The organism is Coleofasciculus sp. D1-CHI-01, from assembly GCF_040218875.1.
Classification (GTDB): Bacteria; Cyanobacteriota; Cyanobacteriia; order Cyanobacteriales; family Coleofasciculaceae; genus Coleofasciculus.
Window position 1 is genome coordinate 14385 of record NZ_JAVJQP010000064.1, and the last position, 20839, is coordinate 35223.

Consider the following 20839-nt stretch of genomic DNA (forward strand, 5'->3'; position numbering starts at 1 on the left):
AGCTTGGATTTATATTGAGGTAATAACGAAGTGGAAAAATTTTGTATTGATATAATTGCAGCAACACCAAATCCGCAACAAGTGGTTTGGGCAGCAATGCACCAAGATTACTCAGAACATTACGTTTGGGATAGCCGCGATCGCTGGCCCCCTGAACAACGGTCAGGTGAACTAATTGTTAAGCATTTGTTGGCGGGTGAGCGAGGACATTATGGCTGTTTAGAACATCCCCAAATTACATTTAATGTTGGTTATTTTCCGCACTCAATGATGCAGCAAGTTCGCACGCATAGAGTTGGCGTGAGCTTCGATGTTCAATGTCTGGCGGCTAATACTCAGGTAACGTTTGTTAACGATAAGGGGGAAACTCACCCAGAACCGAGAACAACGATGGGAGAGTTATACGAACTGTGGACGAATGGTGAACAAACCATCCCCAAAAAATCTATCTCAGTAATCAAAGGAGAGTCGTCTGGATGCTATCACTGTGACGGCAAAAACCACATCCGCAGCATGAATTTGCGCGTTCTCAACGAAGAAAATGGTTTATTTGAAACGGGGAATATTAAAGATGTAATATATAGTGGAATTCAGCCTATTTACCGAGTCAGTTTAGCCGATGGTAAAACTCTCGATTGCACGGTAAATCATCGATTGTTTACATCAGCAGGTTGGCAGACAATGGGTGATGCCGTTGGCTTAGTCACATCGGCTGATGGCTGTGTTGTTAAACTAACGAAGTCTTGCTCGGTTATGTGTAATGGCATGGTAGTGGCTAACAAGACCAATCTGTTAGATTGGCAATCTCAGTTACAGTCTGCTGACACTAACATTCAGGCGCACCCGGTAAACGTCATTAAGGTTGAGTATCTGGGTGAGCATAAGACCTATGATTTAGAGGTAGAAGGTCAATGGCATAACTTTGTCGCTAATGGAATGGTGGTTCATAATTCCTTTCGCTATACCGGACAAAGAATTATTAATGTTGCTCAAGGCAAGCAAGACATCGAAGAGGTATTTTACCTGCGCCCTGTGGGAAACTACACAAACCGTCAAGGAAAGCGTTATTTTTATTCTGAAGCCCAACGGAATGAAGACCTAAAATGGTGTTTAGAGGCGTGTAAACGGTATCAGCAACGAATTGAAGAAGGGTTATCTGAAGAACATGCTAGAGGCTTGATTCCCTTTGACGCCAGACAGAATTTTGTCCTCAGTTGTAATATGCGATCGCTGATGCATCTTTTAGACTTACGATGGAAAAAAGATGCTCAACTAGAGGCGCAGAAGTTCTGTGAGCTTCTCTATGTACAGTTTGAACAATGGGCTCCGGCTGTCGCCCAGTGGTATAAAGAAAACCGTGCCAAAAAAGCTAAATTATCGCCCTAGTACAATAAGGTAGATAGCAGAATTTATAGTGAGCTATTCGGCATTTAAAATTCAATATCAATAAGGGTGAAATTCTTATAGTGCGAGCATCTTGCTTGCTATTAATACCCAATTTAAATGCATGACAGCTTATCTGCTTTTTATTGTATTCTTTGGTTGGGGCGGGTTTAGTCACATCAGGGCGGGAAAAAAATGATAATAGTGAAACCCGCCCCTACATTCGGACAAAACTCTGGATAAGATGTCAGTTATACTAAATCCGGGTTTCCCACCCCCGTTATAATTTAGTCCGCGTAGGCGGACTTTGTTTGTATAGCAGCGATTTTAATCGCCGTGGCAAAAAGGGGTAACAAAGGCGGATTTAGTATTAAACAGCAGGTAAACGCACCTGAAAACAGCTACCCACCCCAACCTGACTCGTCACCGTAATTTTCCCGCCATGACGCTGCGCGATCGCAGCAGCAATAGCTAAACCCAACCCTGTCCCCCCCTCGCGGCGAGAACGGGCTTTGTCCGCCCGCCAGAAGCGATCAAACACAAAGGGTAATTGTTCTCGCTCAATGCCAATTCCGGTATCCTTAACACTCACAATGGCAAAGCGATTAGTTTTCGCTAAAATCAGGTCTACTTTCCCTTGACTCGGCGTATATTGAATCGCATTTTCCAGCACGTTACAAAATAAACGACTCAGTTGTGATTCATCCCCTACCACAGAAACTGTGGCTAGCCACTGAGACTGGATTGTCACCTCTTTGTCTTGGGCAAAAGGTTCTAATAACTCCAGCAAGTGCTTTAAAATCTTATTCAGAGAGATTGTGCTTTTCTCCCGGCTAGGCGTTGATATCTTACTATCGTTTCGCGCTAAAAAAAGTAAGTCTTCTGATAAGTGACTCATCTGATCCGTAGCACTCGCGATCGCTGCTAACTTTTTCGCATCTTTGGGATGAATTCGTTCCGGATGATTTCGCATCACATCAACTGATGCTTTAATCGCCATTAAAGGACTGCGTAACTCGTGAGACGCATCCGCCGTAAACTGTTTAAGTTGCTGAAAACTTTGCTCAATTGGCTCCACAGCTTTCTGTGTCAACCACAGTCCGCCCAAACCCACTAAACCTAACCCCATAACACCACCCATTCCCAATCCCCACAGCATTTGGCGTTGGACGATTTGGATATCCTCCATCGATTGCGAGGCGCGAATATACCCTTCTAGAGAGGGCTGATTGGGGGTTGAGCCATCTTTAAACACAGAAATGGTATACGTGCGAACCTGTCTCGGCTTTTGCTTTTCCGCTTGAGTTTGAGAACCGACTCGGAGTCGAGAGTCCAACTCTAGAGCGCCTCGACTTGCCAAAAGTTGACCCTTGGCATCAAACCATTCTAAGCTTTGCTGATCCCGATTAAAAATATCGCGCCAGGGAACCGTATCCACTTGATTCAGATATTGACGCCCCTTCATTTTGACAGGCGTAAACGAGGCGGCAGCGGCTTGAGCCAGAGTCAATAGTTTTTTATCCAGTTGATAATAAAGATTGCGGCTAACAAAGACATAAACTCCCGAACCAAAGAAACTCAAAATTGCTGCCATTACAGTTAGGTAAGACAACAATAGACGCCAGCGTAAACCTTGAAACATTCTAATAACGGTAGAAACGTAGCATCCTACGTCTGAGTTTTGACTGTGTAGGGGCGGGTTTTACCGATAACCTTGAGGATAAAACCTCTAACTGAACTAAACCCGCCCTGACTTTGTAGGGGCGGGTTTATGTGCTTTCGTTTCACTATGTATGATAACATTTATTCAAAACCCGCCCTGTATAAGGTTTAAATTATAAATCTTCCCCAATCACCAATCATTGTTTTAAACGATAACCCAAACCATAAACCGTTTCAATCAAATCACTGGGAGCGCCGCCAGCTTCAAGTTTCTGTCGTAAACTGCGGATATGCGCTTTCACCGTCGCTTCTTCCGGGAGTCGCTCAAAGGGCCACAGGTGTTCTAAGATTTGAGCGCGGCTAAACACACGACGACCATGGCGTAAGAAAAATTCTAACAACGAATATTCTTTGGGTGAAAGCGATAAGAGGCGATCTTCATAAAAAACTTCACAGGTACTTGGATCTAGTCGCAGCTTTTCCCATTCTAATACCGGGGGGGCGGTTGAAACACCCCGACGCAGTAAGGCTCGAATGCGAGCTGATAACTCTTCTAGGTCAAAGGGTTTAACCAAATAGTCATCAGCTCCTGCATCCAATCCCACAACCTTATCACTAATTGTATCCTTAGCCGTTAGCATCAGAATCGGAGTACTACAGCCTTGGGAGCGTAGTCGCTGGCAAAGTGTAATCCCATCGATTTTGGGTAACATAATGTCGAGCAAAATTAAGTCATAGGTGACAGAATCAGCGAGATTTAACCCCTCCTCTCCATCATGCGCCACATCGATCGCATAATGTTGATCGGTGAGATCTTCTTCTAGGGCATCGGTAATGCGCTCATCATCTTCCACGAGTAAAAGTCTCATCTCTGACACCTGTTACTTAATAAGACTTATCGCTCCCAAGGTAAGCTGTTCACGTTCTGATCAAGCTAGGTTTATGGCGTAGCCTCACCGTCTTCCTCTTCTTCCTCACCAGGCATAGCCTCACCGTCTTCCTCTTCTTCCTCACCAGGCATAGCCTCTTCCTCACCAGGCATAGCCTCTTCCTCACCAGGCATAACCTCTTCCTCACCAGGCATAGCCTCTTCCTCACCAGGCATAACTTCGGTGTCTTCTGCTGGAGTTGGCTCTTCTACACCCGTCTCATCAGGTGTAGTTGTATCAGTCTGACAAGCTCCCAGCAATGATGTCAAACCCAACAACAGTGAAAAAGCGATAATCTTCAGCTTCACAGCATTACCTCCTAAAATTTTCCAAATTCAACCTTCTTACCGGGGTAATCAAGTTGCTTATACGTTTCTACTTGGCGTTAATCGCCGTTAAACCCTTAAACAGCCCTGAATTTTTCGGGTTCATCTGCCAAGGTAAACTCAAAAAGTAAAAAACTCGATAAAACCACCCAATAGTTTCCGCCTTGCCATAAAACCCATAGCCACTCCGGTAGGCATCACCCTGTCATGAGTCCGATCTCTGATACCCTAGCTTCAAGTCATACCAGACGATCATCCCGATAAAATCGATAAAATGAATAATCATCTTGAAACGGATAATCATCAATAACATGATGGATAATACCGCTATCAATCAAAATTTGTCCGATGCGAATCGCTTCTTGTCGAGAACCCTGAGTCCGTTGTGCTAGCCATTCCACGGCTTCTGCACCAATGAAGCATTGAGGATAAAGATTTCCTCGATAGCGGCGGTCTTTTATTTCCACACCATCTGCACCCCGCATCGCTGCAACTAATACTTCAATTTCTGTCTCAGTTAGGGTTTTGGCTGGAGTGATTGTCCGGGATACTGCTCCGGATATCTCAGTCGTAGCGGCGAGGGAATCTTGTGGTTGAGAATAGGAAGTATGGTTTGATTGATCACCATTTGTCGGATCAATTGATCGAGTAGAAAATGTTGATGAATCCCGATCTAATAACAGGTTGAAAATTTCTTCAAGTTTAGGCGATCGCAGATGTAAATCCCGTTGCGGAAAGGGAATCTCAATCCTATGGTGTCGCAGACAGGCTTCAATCCGATAGTTGAGATCACTTTTAACTTTAAACTGTTTCTTCGGTTCTCCTGTCCACACCAGTAAATCAAAGTCCAGGGAACTCTCCCCAAACCCTTGAAACCATACCTGAGGCGGCGGTTGCAGCAGCACTTCAGGATGATTTTTGACGGCTTCGAGTAACGCGGTTTGGACTTTATCGATATCTGATCCATACGCCACACCCACAGGAATCCGCAGCCGAGAAATCGGGTTCCCATGACTCCAATTAATTACCTCAGTCTCTAAAAAGAGGGAGTTGGGTACGATAATCGTCACTTGATCTAACGTACAAATCTCCGTACTGCGTGCGCCGATGCGTTCTACGGTTCCCAGTAAATCACCGACTTTGACAAAATCACCGATTTGGATGGGGCGTTCAAAGGTAATAATAATACCGCTAATAAAGTTATTGGCAATATTTTGAACCCCAAAACCAATCCCCACACCGAGGACACTAGCAATAATGGTTAAAGACCCAACATCTAAACCCCAAATTTGTAACAGGACAATCAATCCGAGAAAGGTGAGAATATACTGAGTGAGGACAGCAATCACCTCTTGCAATCTGGGTTCAGCCCCGGTGTGGGCTAAGACATAGGATTTAAACAGCTTAGTCAGAGAACTAACCGCAAACCACAATCCAACAGTTAAGCCCAAAAGCAATAGTAATTCTAGGGCAGAATATTTACTACTCCCTAAGCTAATCACTGGCGCATTAAGAATACCAAAAACCTTAGCGATAAAATCAAATAACTCATAGCGCCAAATCCGACTGGCGGGAAACAAATCGGTCACATAATAGGCGATCGCGATCCATAATCCGCCCTGTAACCCTAGTCGGGCAAGGCTTACCATGAATTGGGCGGGATCTTCCCAGGCGTGAAACGAGGAGGTGGGTTGTCCTAGCCACACTCTCAAGCGATGAGACACCCATTTTCCTAAAAACAGTAAACCCAGATGAATCGCGATCGCAACCAGTATCGCCCCAAGGACAAAGCCTAACGCCTGACGAATATAGGCGGGCGTTCGCTCAAATTGGGCTTGTACAAATGCCTTTTCCAGAATTCTCTGCCAAATTCGGGCTTGCTGAAGAGCAGTTAGTTCTGGTAGGACATCCTTGTCGGTTACAGTGAGTAAATGGTCTGACTCAAGCAAGGAAGGAATAGTTAGCGTGGTTTGATCCTCTGTCTGATTCACTTCAACGCTGACAGGTTGAGAGGATTGCACCGCTTGCGCCAAAATATCGTTGATCCGCTTTGCCCGATTTTCTGCTGTATAGTTATTGTTTAAACTTCTTACCTGTAGTAAAACGCGACCATCTAGCACGATTGGTGCTTTGTCATTAGGATTTGTTGGGGAAGTTTGGGCAACGCTGGGAAATGGGTTCAATGTTAGCAGCAGTGTCAGTAATGCCAAAAAGATAAACCGCCAACGTCTTAGAGGGAGCAGGGGAAGCAGAGGGAGCTGGGGGAGCATTTTTAGGGATGGGTTATTTTCACAAATGGCTACTAGCGCCGGATGGAAGAAATCACTAATTGGATAAATTTAATGCTTCATAAGCCAAGGTGAAGGATTGTTAATCATGTTGACGAAACCTGTTAAAACTTGGTTGTACGTTCCATAAACTTCTCGACCGACTTGAATATCCATATAGCTACATTTAACAGCAAACTCTATCCAAGTTTGAGTTTCAGCCGCTTCTGCTTCGCAGTCATTCAGTTTAGCGATGAAGGCAGCTTCATATCGTCTTTTACGCCATGCTTCTGCGAGATTGGCACAAACTGAGCGAGAAGAACGACGAATCTGGTCAGTTAAAGAATAGCGCTCCTCTACAGGAAATTTTTTGGATAACTCAAAAATTATCATGGCTGAATCAAACGCCATCTTATAAACTTCCAACTCTCTATGACTTTTCAATAGGTTTCTACTCATCTTCCTCGACTAAATCCAATACTTACTACTCAAATAAACTCTAATGTAGTCTTCCCCCGCTTCCCCCGCTTCCCCCGCTTCCCCCGCTTCCCCCGCTTCCCCCGCTTCCCCCGCTTCCCCCGCTTCCCCCGCTTCCCCCGCTTCCCCAGCTTCCCCCGCTTCCCCAGCTTCCCCCGCTTCCCCAGCTTCCCCAGCTTCCCCCGCTTCCCCCGCTTCCCCCGCTTTCCCCAGCTTCCCCAGCTTCCCCAGCTTTATTTCACCAGACGACTACTAGACGGCGATGTGGGTGACGGTTGAGGGCGCGATCGCTCTAAAATAGTGCTGGCTACTGCCCATGCACCAAATGTGGTTAACAAGAGAACGCCGATTCCAATCGCCCAGATCACCACTTTCTTTTGGGGGATAGACTTCATCGACGGTGTAAAACTGGATACATTGGGACTCTGGGCGGTGGCGTTGAGATCATTGCTGTGGACTAAGGTGACGGTCATTTTATAGGGACCCATTCGTAGGGTATCTTTAAAGGAAATCGGTTGATTGGCTTGGCGCAGGGGTCGCCCATTCAGAAAGGTACCGTTAGCACTACGTTGATCGGTAATATACATTTGGTGATTTGCCACCGTAATCAGGACATGAAACCGGGAGATCTCTGGGTTAGCCAGTTCTAACCGAGATACCGACTCTCCTCCCCAATACTCTGGCATTTGATCCAATTCTCGACCGATCGCGATCGGGGCGGCTAAGAGGGATCGCTTGACTTCCCCCATTTCTGGATCTTCCCAGGTTAATTGAATATACATAGACGTGGTAGACCTCGAACACCTGTTATAGTAATGGTTCCCGTTTTTTGAGCGATATTGTCGGCAAAACCGAAACCGCAACGCCTGTTGTCACGTCAAACGCTTTAGGTATTGGATTAAACGATTTGGCAAAGCAATCTGGATAAAGATTAATGATGATTTTGTCACTATCCAAATCATATCGTTAAAAATAATTAAGATAATAGGTCAAGGATTCATTTTTCCTGTAAAGAGCGGTAGGACATGAGCATCAATCTTTTCCGTCGATTTCAATCCACAAATACGGAGCAACCCCTCGGTGGACGCTATAAAATCGAGAGTCAACTGGGAATAGGCGGATTTGGTCAAACCTTCCTGGCGCAAGATCTCCACTTACCTGGACATCCCCAATGCGTGATTAAGCAGCTTAAACCTAAAACTACTGACGCCGCCAGTCTGGAAACCGCTAGACGCCTATTTGACACCGAAGCTCAAGTCCTCTATCAACTGGGTAATCATGACCAAATTCCCCGGCTGCTGGCACATTTTGAAGAGAATCAGGAATTTTATTTAGCACAAGAATTAATTCTTGGCAATCCCCTCACCCAGGAATTGAAAAAAGGTCAGCAATGGTTAGAATCTAAAACTATTGCCTTACTAGAGGATATTCTCCAGGTTTTGGCGTATGTCCATGAGCAAAATGTCATTCATCGCGATATCAAACCCTCTAATCTGATTCGCCGCCAACAGGATGGCAGAATTGTCTTGATTGATTTTGGTGCGGTGAAGCAAGTTACCACTCAATTTAGTCATCCTCAATCGGGACAAACTAATTTAACCATTTCCATTGGGACTCAAGGCTATGTTCCTAAAGAACAGTTGGGTGGACAACCCCGGTTTAGTAGTGATGTGTATGCGGTGGGTATCTTAGGGATTCAAGCCTTAACCGGGACACATCCTCGAGTAATTCGGGAAAATCCAGAGACAGGAGAAATTCAGTGGCGTGATTTAGCCCCTCATGTTAGTCTCAACCTGGCAGAGGTTCTGGATCAGATGATTCGGTATGACTTCCGCGATCGCTATCAAACTGCTACGGAAGCTCTCTTCGCCCTGCAACGTCTCTCCAGCGATATTCCACCCTTATCCGATACAACGCAACAATTACCCGATTCCTCAGACACCACAGCATCGATTCCGGGATCAACCTCAACTCAGATTTGGACACCCACGGAGTCTCCAGCCACATCCCCCTCAGACACCAGTACCACTCAGTTACCCGAAACGTGGCGGAATTCCCAACCCGGATCAGGGAGTTCAGTCCCTACAATTGTTACACCCGGTTCCAACCCAAAACGAGGGCTGAATCTTTGGTGGGTTGTAGCAATTTTAGGCATTGTCGGCGGAATTGCTGGAGTCGCGACAACACTGCTGATTCCGCAGTTTACCAGCAAAACGACGCATCAGAGTCAGGAATTAACAGTTAATTCTGCGAACTCTGCAACTCAACCCTCCCCCACATCATCCCTGGAATCTTCCCCCACGGAGGAGATAGCGACGAATCCCAGTTCAGACTCAGAATCACCTACTTCTGAACAGCCTACTCCTGATACACCAAAACCCAATAACCAATCATCTCCTGTTCCTTCACCGGAATCAACTCCCTCCGCTTCTGTGAAAAAGTCACCCCCAGTCACTCAAAATCCTGCACCCCCCAAACCAGCAACGCCAACACCAACTCCCGTAGCGCCAAAGCCAACAAAGGTTCAGCCAACCCCCTCACCCGTTCCATCGGCTTCTCCTTCCCCTAATACCGCCAACGCCAAAACCCATTGGCAACGCTGCTATGATTTAAACACTCAGGTTCGTCCAACCGAAGCGATTCAGGCGTGCGATCGCGCTTTAGCCATTAACCCTGATTATCCGGAAGCATTATGGAGTAAGGGTGCGGCGTTGGATCAATTAGGAAGACACCAAGAAGCATTAAACCTCTACGAAAAAGCCACAACCCTGAAGCCAGATTTTGCCGAAGCCTGGATTAATCAAGGTGTGGCGTTGATTTTATTAGGTCAACCGGAGAAAGCGATTCCGGTTCTTGATCGCGCCACTCAGCTTAAACCTAATTCTGCAAACGCTTGGATTAACAAAGCCGAAGCCTATATGGAATTGGAACGGTTCGATGACGCGATCGCGTCTCTGAAAAAGGCGTTAGAAATTCAACCTAATAATGAATATGCAGCAACCATGTTAATCGCAGCAGAAGCGAAAAAATGAAACCTTTATTTGACCGGGGGTTAGAAGAAGCCAGGAACTAAAGTTCTGGCTAAAAGCTAAAACCCGTTAAAACGGGTTAAACTGAAGTTCCCCCAACCAAAAAATCAAAACTGCCTCACCGTGAACATATTACCTTTAGTCTAAACGGTAGGGGCGACCCGCTTGCATCAATTAACAACGCCCCTCCACTCAATGTGATCGGGTCGCCCTTTACTCAACCCCATCATAAAGTCAATTGTAGTGGCGTGACACAGCTAAAATAGTGGAATAGGTTGTAGGTTGGGTTGACGCAAGGAAACCCAACGGAATCTAGGGCTAAGGTTCCCTATCTCCGTTAAAATGATTGAAATAATCGCCGAATAATCTCTACTATAGCCCAGATATAAATGCTCAACCTCAAAAATGAAGACCGCCAACAATTAATTGCACTGCTCAAAGACATTCCTGAACTCAGTAACGAGCGATCGCGTCAGCGATTCTTGACAGAGGCGGGTTTAACTCAATTGCTGCCAAGGCTGGATCTTTCGGGTTCTCCGTTTACGGCTATTAGTGAAATTATCACTAATTTGTCGAATTATGGGCGTTTGAATGATGACCGTGAAGCGTTGGCTGTGTTCTTGAATGCTCTCAAGATTTTTGATACTGTTGGTGTGCAGCAACAGCAGTTTATTGATCGACTCTTAACTGACTATAAAATGATTACACCAATCGCTGAATTACCTGCGGTTGATAGATGGCAAGGACAAGAAAATCCGGTTGACAATGAAAATTATAGTTTACCAGATAGTCAAATTAATGAAAAGCTTTTTATGATTTAACAAAGGATGATCTGCCACTGACAGCAATTATTGATCGCGAGCAGTTTTTTATCGAATTGGTGAAATCCAGTGAGGTTACTAATCGAGCGATCGCGGCTGAAATAGCAGAGGACTTAGACGATATTATTCTGGCAGCCCAGTGGTTACAGCGACAGGAAACAGCCGATTATTCATTTGCCGATTTCCTTAACTTATTTTTTTCAGAGAGCTTACGAAATGTGCTAGATAGTTTAGGTCGGGTTTTACGACAGCAAGGATCTTTTGACCAAGCTGAAGCTATCCTTCAGCGTTGCTATGTTCTTGAAGAGGCATTGGGTGATCAACATAGTCTCAGAATAACACTCAATAGTCTAGGCTTGGTATTCCAAAAACAAGGACGGCTCGATGAAGCTATCGAAGCTTTCCAACAGGTAGTTGAAATCAGCCAAACTCTCAATGACCAACGCCAAATCGCAATTGGATCTAATTGCTTGAAGGAAGTACTTCAGCAGCAAGGGCGAGTTTAGCCGTTTAATTCGAGTATTTACTGATAACCTCTCAACAAAACCCGCCCTTCCTCATCTATCTGATACTGTCCCTCTCCTGAAATCTTGCCACACAAATAATAAATCCCACGTTACCGTGAGGTGGGCAAATGTAACAAACGATAACATCAGCATTTTCAAGTTGATAACGTTTGCCCACCCTACAGGATAAAAGCTACCAACTTCAGCAATAACCAGCGAGAATGAACAGAGCGATCGCGTATTTGGATAAACTAGATCCAGTTGTATATAGACACCAGCATGGGTCGGAGTATCTCTATGTCTTTGCAAGAGATCAAAGAACAGGTTAACCAATTATCGGTAAGCGATCGCCTCGCCCTGATCAGTGCGATCATTCAATCCCTAGAAGATACCAACCTACAGGAAAACTGGCACTATCTGGTGGCACATCCCCATCCATGGCGACGCCAACTTTATATAAAAGGACGCAAACTCCTGACTTCAACAGTTTGGCAAGATAAGATTGTCAATGAAATGACACCAGAACAAGCCGCAGAAAATTGGGATTTGCCTCTACCCGCAATCTATGAAGTGATCCATTACTGCGAAAGTCATCGGGATCTGATCAAGCTAGAAGCAGACGAGGAACACTACCGTTTAGAAGAAAAAGGAGTTTTATATGAGTCAATTGGTTATTCTCAATCAAGGGAACTCCTGAACAAGTAAACTGAGAAAAGCCCAGGCGATCGCAGATTAAAAAATTAACTCCAAGTTTAGAGTTTGTAGTCAGCGCTAAAGCGCTGATGGTACTAAAGTACCAACTACGAACCCAGTTTGATAACCTGCTTCTCACCGAGGACTTGGGTTCGAGACCTCAGTTGATGACACAAAAGAACATAATAGTATAGTTACCTCTATCACTGTCGCTCATCCCCCGTCACCATCGTGTCCCAGGTTGTTCTCGAAAACGTCTACAAAAGCTTTCCTAGTCGCCAAGACAGGTCAACTGTTGCGCCTGTGACAACAGAACCCTTGCTCACACCTACGGATGAAGCGCCACTGGTAGCCGTTGATCAATCCTCTGCGTCATCGGGAAGTGTGAATGTTTTGCGGCGGATTAATCTGAGAGTCTACGATGGCGAGTTTATGGTACTGGTGGGTCCTTCGGGTTGTGGCAAAAGTACCCTGTTGCGGGTGATTGCGGGATTAGAGGAATTAACCGGGGGTAAAATTTGGGTAGGCGATCGCATGGTGAATGATTTACCGCCAAAAGCCCGTAATATCGCTATGGTGTTTCAGAATTATGCCCTCTATCCGCATCTGACGGTCTACGATAATATTGCCTTTGGCTTGCGGCGAACAAGGGTGGGATTAGACTACGCAAAGCCGACCACTGAGAAGCCGCTTTGGGTGGAGAATGCTTTAATTAGGATGACGCGATCGCTTCCCAAACGATGGCGCTATTTCTCCGATCGCGAACGGGCGATTGATGATCAGGTGCGCTATGTCGCCAAACTCCTACAAATTGAACCCCTGCTGAATCGACGCCCCAAACAGTTATCCGGGGGACAAAAGCAACGAGTCGCCCTAGGGCGTGCGATCGCCCGGAACCCCCAAGTCTTTCTCATGGATGAACCCCTCTCCAATCTAGACGCTAAACTCCGGGCTCAAACCCGCAGTCAAATCGTGCGCTTACAACGACAATTAGGTACTACAACCCTCTATGTCACCCACGATCAAACCGAAGCCATGACGATGGGCGATCGCATCGCGGTGATGAATCAGGGGGAAATCCAGCAAATCGCCCCTCCCCTAGAACTTTATAACCACCCCGCTAATCGCTTTGTCGCCGAATTTATCGGTTCACCGCCGATGAACTTTATTCCGGTTCAATTTAAAGCGCCCCTCCTGATTCAGCATCGTCAATTTCGACTCACGCTTCCAGAGATTTGGCAACCTTTTTTGGAAGAATATGATGGACGTTCTTTAATTTTAGGAATTCGTCCCGAACATTTGAGTGTCAGTGTTCCCGCCCCGAAAAACTTATCGGTTAATGTTGAACAAGTCGAAGCCTTGGGAAATGATACCTATTTATTAGTTAAGCTGGATCGGAAGATTCGATTACAAGCCCGAATCCCTGCTGATCATGTTGTCAAAGTCGGCGATCAAATTTGGTTATCGATTAATGCAGATAAAGTTCATTTCTTTGATGAAAGAACAGGTCAAGCGATTCGGTCTAATTAGCTGGATCTTCACGGTATGTGGCGTCTCTGTAGGGGCGGGTTTCACAACTATCTTTTCGGTTGCACCCAGATGTGACTAAACCCGCCCCGACTCAGGTTTGTTTATCTGTTGTAGAGACGTTCCGCCGAAACGTCTCTACAATGGTGCCGAACGTCCTAATCGATGTGTCTATTGCTATAGTAATCGTCACGCCAGTTCGTTGAAACAACCTCGACGATTAATTTAACTGAATCTGGATTTTGAATAATCGATTCACTTTCCCACCGGGGTTCTGCACCAATAACCTCTTGGTTCAAAACAATGATATCGGGTTCATACCCTGATTTTTCCCGTTTGGGTTTCACAATTGATTCTCTAGGAATCGTCCAAATGCCGCCTTGCCCCATTTGCCGGATAATTATGAAGAGTTGTTCGATCAGGGCACCTGTTAGAGTTGAATGTTGTCCCTTGGGTTTGGGCATTTCGATAATTACTCCGTCATGCAGTTCGTACCGAACGTCTGAATTTTCGGGATATCAGTTGATAAATTCATCAAAGCTGTAGAGTTGGGGTTGAGTTTTGGCTTGAGTCATCGTTGATATCAGGTGTTTGGTGTTCTACCAAAATGGCTATAAATTAATAATTTTCCCCCTCATCCCCTAACCCCTTCTCCCTCCGTGGGGAGAAGGGGAACCGAATTCTATTTTTTCAGCCCCTCTGCGTTACTCTGCGCTTCCCTCTGCGTTAAATCAACTACCAAATTTTCCCATCAACTTCCTCAAGAATCATGAACACGATTCAAACGCAGCCGAAAATATTGACAATACAAATCGCACCGAGGCGTCACCTCATTCCCTTGCAGATTCACCAATCCCATGCTGTGTAACTTAAATCCTTGCATCGGTTCTAATTGTATCGGAGAATCCGCCGTAACTACCTTCTTCAACGCCGTAGCCAACTCAGAATGTTGAGATAAATTCCACAAGTGTCGCCGCAAATGATCACCATACAATCCCGCATCCGTTGGCGCTGTCGCTAACAGTTGAGTTAACGTAATCTCTTGACGTGCGATCGCGTACAGCGCTAGTCTGATTAAATAAGGATGACCCCCAACCATTGCCATTAGTTGTTCCACCTGATTCGATTCCCAGACTAATCCGTGACGCTGGGCTAAATCTTGAACTTGTTCGGCTGCAAATTCCGGTAAATCAATCGGTAATCCCACATTAAATGGAGACTGATTAATATCCATGGGAATATAGGCTTCCGTTGAATGCACCACAACTAATCGCAGTTTACGCCATATTTCCCGATTTTTCGCCTCTTCATGCCACGATCGCAACAAGCCAAAAAAATCAGCGGTGAGTTCAGGATAATGAAACACCCGATCCACTTCATCTAACCCTAATACCAAGGGTGTGGCAATCGTTGCCAATAAATACCGCTCAAAATAGGACTTACAACTCACCTTACTGCCAAACGTCTGACTCCAATACTTGTCCAAGCGATCGGGTAATTCCAGTTCGAGGGTAATCACTGCACAAAACCACTGTAAGAAGCGATATAAATTACTAAAAACATTACTATCCGCTAATTGAAAACTTAACGGAACTGTGGCATAATTAAGCTGAGTTCCCCGATGTAAAATCCGTGCCATTAACGAGGTTTTTCCCATTTGTCGCGGCGCTTTAATTCGGATTAAGGAACCCGGTTTAGCCACCGCTTCATAGCAACGCTGTTCAACACCAGGGCGTTCCACATAAAACGCTGAGGCTAATTCGACTTGTCCTCGTGGTAATTCCGGTTCGGCGACAGGTTGCGGCGGATGATTGGGGGTGAGGGAATAGGCACTGGGAAACGTCGCGGATTTTGGATCAGCCTTTGTTGTCGTAGTGGGTTGATCAGTAGAGAGCCAATCCCGGACTGAGTTTAACACAATCGGCGTATCTTCAGGCGATCGCCACTCCTGCTGGGACACGTCTTGGAGATAACCGCGTAAATCATGGTTGAGTAATGTCCAGGGGCAATTAATCCGAATCGCCAACATATCCGGTTTCCCCTGCGGATGTTGATCTCGTCGCCGTTTTGCCCATTGTACCTCTTCGGTTACCATCTCACTGGACGCCGCTAGAGGGGATAATAATAACACCACGCGATCGCAACGGTTTAATTCGGCGTAGATTTGCTGCAATCCCTGGGTTGCCATGCGGAGACTACTATTGGCAATGAACACCTGACATCCTTGGGCAGTTAACGCCGTGTCTAATTGCGTCGCAAGGCTTTTATCCGGATCAGTGCCACAATGATAACTCAGGATAACCTGAGGCTGATTGGTCGCCGCCAGCGTATCTCCAGGGATTAAATTGGGTAAATTGTGGGCAATGGCAGTAATTAACTTAGAACGGTGAGATGATCCTTTATCTTCGTCATGGTTTAGGGCAAATATCTGACAGATATTCTGGATATGTTTTCGCACCGTTCCTTGAGAAATACAGAGTTCCGCCGCAATTTCACCATCACTTTTCCCAGCGACAAATTGCTGTAAAACTTCCTTTTGTCGCGGTGTAAGTTTGGTAAATGCGTTGGTGAACTCTTGCTGTTCCATTCCCCTGAAAGAATAGGTTAATTGTCGGGACAGGTTTAGCCACAATTGTAGGGGCGGGTTTAGCCACTAAAACGACTTGTTACTACTAAATGAACAACAAAACCCGCCCTCCCCACCGATAACTCTGGGAACCGCTTCACCCTCATCCCCTAACCCCTTCTCCATCCCCCCTAGCCCCCCTTTGAAAGGGGGGAAATATTGGGAGAAGGGGAACCTGAACCATCATAAAAGACGCGCCATGACTCGTCTGAAACCTTCTAGCATTAACCTGGCAAATCGGTACTCCCCATCAAAAAGCGATCGCACTCACGGGCAGCACCTCGTCCTTCGTTGAATGCCCAAACCACCAAACTCTGACCCCGGCGACAGTCACCGGCGGCAAAGACACCGGGAATGCTGGTGGCATAGTTCCCATAATCGGCTTTTATATTACTCCGGGCATTGCGTTCTAAACCGAGGGCATCCAGCAGGGGTTGTTCGGGTCCCAAGAAACCCATGGCTAACAGAACAAGCTGGGCAGGAATCACTTTTTCTGTACCCGCAACCGGACTGGGAATAAATCGACCTTGCTCATTTTTCTGCCACTCGATTGTTACCGTATGCACCGCTTTTACCTGTCCTTCCTCATCCCCCTCAAACTTAGTCGCAGTGGTGAGATAGGAACGGGGATCAGCGCCAAACTTCGCCGCCGCTTCTTCCTGCCCGTAATCCATACGATAAATCTTAGGCCATTCGGGCCAGGGATTGTCGGGGGCGCGTTCTAGGGGCGGCTGGGGCATGATTTCCAGTTGCGCCAGACTCTTACACCCATGACGCAGGGAAGTACCAACGCAGTCGGTTCCGGTGTCACCGCCGCCGATAATCACCACATCTTTGCCTTCAGCGGAGATAAAGTTGCCGTTTTTGCTGTTATCTAAAAGGGCTTTGGTATTAGCCGTCAGGAAATCCATGGCGAAGTGGATACCCTTTAACTCCCGTCCTTCGATGGGTAAATCCCGTGGTTTGGTCGCGCCTGTACAAAGGACTACAGCGTCAAATTCTTTGAGTAGATTCTCGGTGGGGAAGTCTTTGCCCACCTCAGTGTTGCAGATAAACTTGACCCCTTCTTGTTCGAGCTGGTCAAGGCGACGCTGGACGACTTGCTTTTTGTCCAGTTTCATGTTAGGGATGCCATACATGAGTAAGCCGCCGGGACGATCGGCTCGTTCAAATACGGTGATCCAATGACCGGCTTTATTGAGTTGGGCAGCCGCACAGAGTCCAGCCGGTCCAGACCCAATAATTGCGACTTTTTTCCCGGTGCGCTTGGTTGGGGGTTCAGGTTCGACCCAGCCTTCCTCCCAGCCTTTGTCAATAATCGAACATTCGATATTTTTGATGGTCACGGGGGGGTTATGGATACCCAGGACACAGGAACCCTCACAGGGCGCAGGACAAACACGACCGGTGAATTCGGGGAAGTTGTTGGTTTTGTGCAAGCGATCGAGCGCCTCACGCCATCGACCCCGATAAATCAGGTCGTTCCACTCTGGAATCAGGTTGTTGATTGGGCAACCGCTTGCCATACCCTTGAGCATGGTTCCGGTATGGCAAAATGGCGTGCCGCAGTCCATACACCGCGCCGCCTGAGTTTGGAGTTTTTCCTCTGGCATGGGTAGATGGAACTCATCCCAGTTGCCAATGCGACTGTCGGGTTGTAGTTCAGAGGGTAATTCGCGGAGATATTCGATAAAGCCAGTTGGTTTTCCCATAGTGATGCCTCAAGTTGAGAGTAGGGTATAGTTGTTGCTAAGGTATCATTCGGTAAATTGGCGATGGTGATCAAGTCCCTAGACTATTTTGGCGGCAAATCCTCACCAATTGGTCGTTGACGGTACTCGGTGACCAACTAAGCGGATGGAAGACTGTCTAGAGACCTTAAATGCAACATCTGTATCAAGTCAAAAGTCAAAATCAGAGATATTTTGTAGTATTTGTTACAGTTTGTCAATCATTTTGGCGTTTAAATCCGAGGTTTAGTTTAATAAAAGGTTAGATTTGCTGTGGTTCAGTGGCTAGGATTCATTAAGGTTTGGGTTCTCTTTGAAGACGGCTAGAGATAGGATACAAAATAATTGCTTCTAGGGTTTCATATTTTCACATTTTTTTATAAAGCAACTCCCGTTGCGTTGGTGTCGGAAGTCAGCCCTGAATTAAAATACTCGAAGAGAAGCCGCTCCGCGTCTACGGGCTAAGAGATCGCGTCCCGTTAAAACGGGTTAATAACTTTAATTGTGTCCACCTACTTATGACAAATGACGAATGACAAATGACAAATGACAAATGACAAATGACAACCAACTTATGCCACAATCAAGGCAGTATTTGAGATAATCGGCAATGGCTTGGTCGGCGGGACAGCAGTTGCAACATGGCAAATATACGATTGAGAAGGAGTTAGGATCAGGACGGTTTGGGATAACCTATTTAGCACGCGATCGCACATCCCAACGCTGTGTGGTGAAAACCTTGAGTGATACGTTACTCCATCAGCTAACTCCACCGGAACTTAATCGACTTCAGGATAAGTTGTGGCAAGAGGCGGTGAAGTTGGCGCAGTGCAAACACCCCCATATTGTCCGGGTTAAAGATTCGTTTAAAGAAGGTCAGCAGGTTTGTCTTGTCATGGAGTATTTCATTGCTGAAGCTTCCTTTGTTGGGGAATATCAAGACCGAATTGAATATTTGCCATTGAGTGAATAAAAAGAGCGGAAACGCACCAACCCCCAGGGAAAACTATTTATTAAATTTAAAGCGATTGAAAAATCGGTGAGATGTCGGTGTTTAGGGCGAATAAATCCTAAAACGATATCTTCTTTTGGGATGCCTAAGTCTATCAGTTCCAGGGCAATTCCTTTCTCTGTGCCATCGACTTCAATCCAAATTTTTTCGTCAATAATCCTGAGATGAAACACCACAGCATGAACTCGTCCCGTTCGATCCCATCCCGTATCCAGTAATAAATAATTATCCGCGATCGCATCATTTACAATTAAGGTTTCTATTTCTCCATGGCTGGGTTTATAGTGACCATGTTTTTGAATAATTTGGGCAATTATTTTTCGGTAATGGTCTAATTTATGTTCTAGTTGAGCCATTGGCGAATCACCTCCTGATCTGGATTAAAAACAATTAAGTGAATCTTTTGATCGCTGATAATATCTTGAATCGCTGGTTTTTGGAAAAAATCGTTGTACACTTCCTCTGAAATAGCTAAAAAGAGTTTTCGATCGGGGCTAACACGCTTTAATATACTGTGATACATATTATACTGACCAATTGCTTTTTGCAGTTCCGTAACTTGTGAAGGACTGTTAAAGACTTTAATCTCAACAGCGATTTTTTGTTCTTCTTTCTCTGCTGCTAATAATTTTTCTGCTCCCAAGTCTGCATATAAGCGCAGCCCTTTATAGTCTAATGTGTAAGGATCATTGGTAATTCTCCAGCCATCTTTACTCAAAGCATTTTTAACTTCATTATGATAAATGGCAAGGTATGGATACAGCTTAATAATACTGAGGCTCATTTAGCCGATGAGTTAATGAAATTGGGCGTAAATCGGGAGGATATCGTATTAGGATTTCATAGTCCTTATATGCGGCAGTTTACTGATTTTGCCGTTAGTTAATTGTGCAATTAAACTGCACGACAGCCAAAACCCACACCTGCGACTACGCCAAAATCACAACAGGTTCACCCAGCAACACATACCACACCTGACAATGTTCCCGACGTGCCATAACACGTCTACAATTTCGGTTGTAGGGGCGGGTTTTACCGATAACGTTTCAGCATCAACCGATAACTGGACTAAACCCGCCCTCTACTATCTTTAATGTCGTTTCACCCTGATTCCATCCAGCAATTGTGGCACAATCAAGACAGATAAACATTAGCAAACTGTATCTCAATGGTGATAATTTTCACCCTCTTCCCCTAACCCCTTCTCCCATCAAGGGAGAAGGGGAACCGGAAGTATTAATGATAAAAAATGTCGTCGGCTATATCTTATCTTACTCCCCTCTCGCCGGCGTGGGAGAGGGGCTGGGGGTGAGAGGTTTATAGCTAAACTACGACACCCCTAATCAACAAACATCCTGATTCCATCCAGCAATTGTGGCACAATCAAGACAGATAAACATTAGCAAACTGTATCTCAATGGTGATAATTTTCACCCTCTTCCCCTAACCCCTTCTCCCATCAAGGGAGAAGGGGAACCGGAAGTATTAATAATAGAAAATGTAGTCGGTTATATCTTATCTTGCTCCCCTCTCCCGTGCCAAAAAACAGACTTGTCGGCGGCAAGGACGGTCGGTGATTGAGTTTTTTCAAGCCGCCTTGGTAGCTCAAACCGAGTCGGGGCAATCTGTGTCACTGTTGCCTGAACCTGTCCCTTGAAACCTAGTTGTCTGTGTTCGAGTGATTGAACTCGACCAGGTTACACACTGGCAAACTGAGGCTCCATTCCTACCCATCATCCTGAGAGATGGGTGGTATCAGCCTGATGCTGGGGTTTTGAGCCTGGGCGCACTCGCCGATATGACTTAATTCCCTTTCCCCACTTACTTTTGCACGGCTCGTACACCCAGGCT

At 45.8% G+C, this 20839-nt stretch carries 17 protein-coding genes and 2 pseudogenes; 8 read left to right on the plus strand and 11 right to left on the minus strand.

From position 1 onward, the window contains the following. The first annotated feature begins 30 nt into the window (after positions 1 to 30). Positions 31 to 1386, plus strand: coding sequence for an FAD-dependent thymidylate synthase (thyX, locus tag RIB93_RS12360; RefSeq protein ID WP_446373066.1), 1356 nt, complete (start codon positions 31 to 33; stop codon positions 1384 to 1386). 367 nt (positions 1387 to 1753) lie between these two features. Here the strand turns inward: thyX and RIB93_RS12365 are convergent, their stop codons facing one another. From RIB93_RS12365 to RIB93_RS12390, 6 genes are all read right to left on the minus strand, one after another. Next, complete coding sequence (locus RIB93_RS12365) at positions 1754 to 3025, minus strand: sensor histidine kinase (protein ID WP_446373067.1); 1272 nt, start codon at positions 3023 to 3025, stop codon at positions 1754 to 1756. Positions 3026 to 3242: 217 nt separating this feature from the next. Beyond that, the gene (locus RIB93_RS12370; protein WP_446373068.1) at positions 3243 to 3914 is read right to left on the minus strand and encodes a response regulator transcription factor; all 672 of its coding nucleotides are present in this window, start codon (positions 3912 to 3914) and stop codon (positions 3243 to 3245) included. A gap of 71 nt (positions 3915 to 3985) precedes the next feature. Then, positions 3986 to 4282, minus strand: coding sequence for a hypothetical protein (locus RIB93_RS12375; RefSeq protein WP_446373069.1), 297 nt, complete (start codon positions 4280 to 4282; stop codon positions 3986 to 3988). 257 nt (positions 4283 to 4539) lie between these two features. Next, positions 4540 to 6510, minus strand: coding sequence for a mechanosensitive ion channel domain-containing protein (locus RIB93_RS12380; protein WP_446373070.1), 1971 nt, complete (start codon positions 6508 to 6510; stop codon positions 4540 to 4542). A 129-nt stretch (positions 6511 to 6639) separates the two neighbouring features. Beyond that, the gene (locus RIB93_RS12385; protein ID WP_446373071.1) at positions 6640 to 7026 is read right to left on the minus strand and encodes a four helix bundle protein; all 387 of its coding nucleotides are present in this window, start codon (positions 7024 to 7026) and stop codon (positions 6640 to 6642) included. A gap of 251 nt (positions 7027 to 7277) precedes the next feature. Continuing rightward, complete coding sequence (locus tag RIB93_RS12390) at positions 7278 to 7826, minus strand: FHA domain-containing protein (protein WP_446373072.1); 549 nt, start codon at positions 7824 to 7826, stop codon at positions 7278 to 7280. A 243-nt stretch (positions 7827 to 8069) separates the two neighbouring features. Here RIB93_RS12390 and RIB93_RS12395 point away from each other — a divergent pair, with 243 nt between their 5' ends. The 5 genes from RIB93_RS12395 to RIB93_RS12415 all read left to right on the plus strand — a co-directional run bounded on the left by RIB93_RS12395 (position 8070) and on the right by RIB93_RS12415 (position 13623). Continuing rightward, entirely contained in the window at positions 8070 to 10076 is a 2007-nt protein-coding gene (locus RIB93_RS12395) for a protein kinase domain-containing protein (RefSeq protein WP_446373073.1), read from the plus strand. 386 nt (positions 10077 to 10462) lie between these two features. Continuing rightward, complete coding sequence (locus RIB93_RS12400; RefSeq protein ID WP_446373074.1) at positions 10463 to 10894, plus strand: hypothetical protein; 432 nt, start codon at positions 10463 to 10465, stop codon at positions 10892 to 10894. Between the two features lie 59 nt (positions 10895 to 10953). Beyond that, the gene (locus RIB93_RS12405; protein WP_446373075.1) at positions 10954 to 11400 is read left to right on the plus strand and encodes a tetratricopeptide repeat protein; all 447 of its coding nucleotides are present in this window, start codon (positions 10954 to 10956) and stop codon (positions 11398 to 11400) included. A gap of 297 nt (positions 11401 to 11697) precedes the next feature. Then, entirely contained in the window at positions 11698 to 12105 is a 408-nt protein-coding gene (locus RIB93_RS12410) for a hypothetical protein (RefSeq protein WP_446373076.1), read from the plus strand. Between the two features lie 219 nt (positions 12106 to 12324). Further along, positions 12325 to 13623: an ABC transporter ATP-binding protein gene (locus RIB93_RS12415; RefSeq protein WP_446373077.1), complete on the plus strand. Its 1299-nt coding sequence runs from the start codon at positions 12325 to 12327 to the stop codon at positions 13621 to 13623. Between the two features lie 176 nt (positions 13624 to 13799). On the opposite strand, the pseudogene RIB93_RS12420 reads toward RIB93_RS12415, so the two are convergent. The 3 genes and pseudogenes from RIB93_RS12420 to gltD all read right to left on the minus strand — a co-directional run. Next, positions 13800 to 14195: pseudogene (locus RIB93_RS12420) on the minus strand (Uma2 family endonuclease); the annotation flags it as partial. Between the two features lie 185 nt (positions 14196 to 14380). Beyond that, positions 14381 to 16207: an AAA-like domain-containing protein gene (locus tag RIB93_RS12425; protein WP_446373078.1), complete on the minus strand. Its 1827-nt coding sequence runs from the start codon at positions 16205 to 16207 to the stop codon at positions 14381 to 14383. A gap of 263 nt (positions 16208 to 16470) precedes the next feature. Then, positions 16471 to 17958 carry a glutamate synthase small subunit gene (gltD, locus tag RIB93_RS12430; RefSeq protein WP_446373079.1) on the minus strand — a complete coding sequence of 496 codons (1488 nt, stop codon included), beginning with the start codon at positions 17956 to 17958 and terminating at the stop codon, positions 16471 to 16473. Between the two features lie 628 nt (positions 17959 to 18586). On the opposite strand from gltD, the gene RIB93_RS12435 reads away from it, so the two are divergent. After that, positions 18587 to 18949 (plus strand): protein kinase domain-containing protein, encoded by a 363-nt coding sequence (locus RIB93_RS12435; RefSeq protein ID WP_446373080.1) that lies wholly within the window; start codon positions 18587 to 18589, stop codon positions 18947 to 18949. Here RIB93_RS12435 and RIB93_RS12440 read toward each other — a convergent pair. Next, a complete protein-coding gene (locus RIB93_RS12440) occupies positions 18913 to 19344 on the minus strand; it encodes an element excision factor XisI family protein (RefSeq protein ID WP_446373081.1) in 432 nt (143 codons plus the stop codon). The genes RIB93_RS12435 and RIB93_RS12440 overlap by 37 nt on opposite strands. Beyond that, entirely contained in the window at positions 19332 to 19772 is a 441-nt protein-coding gene (locus RIB93_RS12445) for an element excision factor XisH family protein (protein ID WP_446373082.1), read from the minus strand. The genes RIB93_RS12440 and RIB93_RS12445 overlap by 13 nt, the downstream gene beginning before the upstream one ends. Between RIB93_RS12445 and RIB93_RS12450 the strand changes: the two are divergent. Further along, positions 19731 to 19874: pseudogene (locus tag RIB93_RS12450) on the plus strand (element excision factor XisI family protein); the annotation flags it as partial. The gene RIB93_RS12445 and the pseudogene RIB93_RS12450 sit on opposite strands and share 42 nt — an antisense overlap. Positions 19875 to 20839 lie beyond the last annotated feature (965 nt).